This is a genomic window from Streptomyces olivaceus, from assembly GCF_000721235.1.
Lineage (GTDB): Bacteria > Actinomycetota > Actinomycetes > Streptomycetales > Streptomycetaceae > Streptomyces > Streptomyces olivaceus.
In genome coordinates this window covers 1-2885 of record NZ_JOFH01000094.1, presented here as the reverse complement: position 1 = coordinate 2885, position 2885 = coordinate 1, and the positions used below count along the sequence as shown (strand labels likewise).

General features: G+C 59.2%; 3 protein-coding genes. All 3 read right to left on the bottom strand.

What is annotated here, in order from left to right:
• Nucleotides 1-246: 246 nt before the first annotated feature.
• Nucleotides 247-471, bottom strand: coding sequence for a hypothetical protein (locus IG94_RS0137850; RefSeq protein WP_031048616.1), 225 nt, complete (start codon nt 469-471; stop codon nt 247-249).
• 229 nt (nt 472-700) lie between these two features.
• A complete protein-coding gene (locus tag IG94_RS42750; protein ID WP_157852432.1) occupies nt 701-1255 on the bottom strand; it encodes a DUF6461 domain-containing protein in 555 nt (184 codons plus the stop codon).
• A 73-nt stretch (nt 1256-1328) separates the two neighbouring features.
• Entirely contained in the window at nt 1329-2642 is a 1314-nt protein-coding gene (locus IG94_RS42745; protein ID WP_157852430.1) for a hypothetical protein, read from the bottom strand.
• Nucleotides 2643-2885: the final 243 nt, after the last annotated feature.

The following is a 2885-nucleotide window of genomic DNA, read 5'->3' as shown; positions in this document are numbered from 1 at the left end:
GTATCCGAGGTCCAAGACCAGGCGGAAGCCGTATGCCTCCAGCAGGAAGCCGCTCGCTGCCCGTCCTGCCTCCGGCCAAGCACCACACGTTCCCAGCACAGTTAGGGAGTTGCACATCGGCACATGCTTCCACGATGGAGTAGGCGAAACCGTCAGTCGGGCGCCAGCGGACTCGGTGCTATCGCTACTCGCGGGAATCGAACACGGCCCGGTCCGAGTGCCTCCCGAAGCGGTGAACAATCGCTGTCACAACTCGTGAACAGAGCCAGCGTACCGGCCGCCACCCCGGTGCCACGCCATCAGCGAGACCGAGGCGAAGCCGACACTGGCCAGGCAGTACATGAAGGCGAAAAAGTCGCTGGCGATGAACTGGTGGCCGTTGGTGATCCCGAGGTAGGTAACCCCGGGCAGGAAGAGCGCGGCCGGCACCCCGTAACCGAGCACCTCGCCGTGGTCTCGGACCTTCGTCACGCTCTCCCCCCGCCACTGCTGTCGACGTCCTCGGGGGCACCTACCAGCCGCGCCCGGCTACTCGCGGCGCGCGAACTCTTCGGGGGTGGCACGTATCGGGTGACGTAGGACTGGTCGCTGAAGTCGACGGTGATCATGTACCGCAGCATGTCGTCGTCGGCGTCGTAGAAGACATGCTCGATTCATCGATGAACACTGCTACTGGCTGTGAACGAAGCCACGCAGGGGTTCATGCCGGAACGGTGAGCAGTGGTCCTTCGAGGAGCTCCCGGTCAAGTTGCAATCCGAAGTGCTCGGTTAGAGCCAATCCTAGAGCTGTCATCCCCAGCATGCCCGGGCTTGCTGCAGCCAATTTTCCGCGAACAAGATCTGAAATGACATAGGGACCCTCCCCCTGAACGTCCAGGTGGCGACGTGGCTCGAAAAATTCAATAGTCCGACCGCCTTCCATGTGCTCGAAGGTCCTCATCCCGTCCCCACCCTTGTAAATACTGAGGGTCTCACATTCCCGGGAAAGCTCCTTCCGGACGCGACCTGTAATACCAAGCAGATTACGGTCTTCGTAACAGAATACCCAACCATCCACAGTTCCAACTCTGAGGAGGTTATCCACATCAACTTCAGGAAATGCGGAGAGTGATTCCATGCGTGTCATGCTCGCGGCAGCACCAGGGTCCGCCCCAAAAGCGGCCATCACACTTTCAATCGTTTTCGAGCGCGCAAAAACCAGACAGAAGCTCGGGAATTGCGAATCAACTGCCCAGCTCCACGCTTCGGAAGGCATTCCTGTCCTATCCTGATAGAATTTCAGCCCGGGCAGGGGTGCGTGTGAGGCACCCACCCCTGCCCATTTCACATCATTCGGTGATGTTGACCGTGTACCCGTCGAGGTCGATTATACGCTGACTCTTTACCAGTCGACCGAGCTCGCCGCCGGCGTTCCTATTGAGTTCGAACGGGACATGCCCGCGCGAGCATGGGGCCTCTTCAGTCCAGGGTTTGCTCGGATTGGCGTTGTGATAGATCCATTCCCCGTCAACGAGCTCGAACTCAACGTCGTTACAGAAGGCACCCGGTGTGCCCCCCTCCATCGAAGCAGCGAAAGGGTACTCGTCGCAGGAGTCGTCTGGGATGGTGCTCGACTTACGGACGAAGAGTTCTGGTGTGTCGAGCGTTCCCTCGGCAGCCACTACACAGGTCCTGTCGCGGTTGTCCTGCTGCGCTTGCTCATTCGCCAGACGGTGGAGCGGTTCTTCCTGTGTTCCCCATGCATGGGTCGAGTACTGCTGCTGGAACAGGTAGGTGGCTGCCGCCTCACCGTACTTGCTCAACGGAAGTTCGAGATTCGGCTTTACGTGCGGGTACACGCAGCCGGCCGTCCCGTCGACCTCGTCATCGCAGCGGATTTTCTGAGGGTTGGTCCACGAGGTATTAGGCTGCAGCGGAATGGTGCCAGCCTGTGAAAATCGCATCTGATACTGGGTGGTTATACCCCCATTCCATCCAGAATTCGGCGTGCCGACTCCGAACGTGACGTCGCCTGAAATGGTCTGTCCGGGCCTGATGCTCTGCTCTCCCGCCCAAGGGGAGGCAGCCGTCATTGAACACGTCTTATCGCAACTCGCGGCGAAGGATATGCCGAATGTCGTAGTAGTCAGGTTCCCCGCGGCCTCCAGATATTTAATCTGTATGTTCTCCTTCCATGTGAGACTGTTTTGCTTCAGAGACATCTGGGCTGTCACTTGCATTAGAGCGGTGCCGACTGGCTTTCCGTCCTTGATCTCCGTAATGTGGACCGGAAAGTTACCAAGGCACGAGTTGAACCGGTCGTAGGCGTAGTCGAGCTGCCCGGTCGAGCAGGCCAGTTCGCTTTCGCTCGCCCGGACAGCACTCTCACGGCGCATCTCAGCACCAGCATTGCTGGCCGAAGCACTGGCCTCTTCCTGTCCTGACGGAACGCCGACACTCACACAGAGTTCTCGATCCACCGTCGAAGGCGAACAGGAGAACTCCAGGTCCGCTACCGGGGATATCTCCCGCGTTGCTGATGCGCGTTCCTGCACCGGCACCCGGAGGGTTCCCGACTCGGCCAGAGTGGTTGGCCCCTCTTCAGCATGTGCCGCCTCCAGGGGAAACGCTGTCGCAATCAGCAGTGCCGACAGCAGTGTCATCCGTCTTCTCACTGGGGACCTCTCGCCTGAAGTCGTAGTTGACGCAGTGAACCTAATCAGTGCCCCTCAGTGACCGACAGGTCTAATATCAGCCAAGATCGGCCAGATGGCTGACATGACGTGCTGGAGAACCGCACACCACCTAAGAGATCATCTCATTTGGCTAGCTAGACTTGTGGTGTGTCGAAGATCGTTGAGCGGCTGGTGCCGGACGAGCTGTGGGAGCTGTTCCAGCGAGTGGTT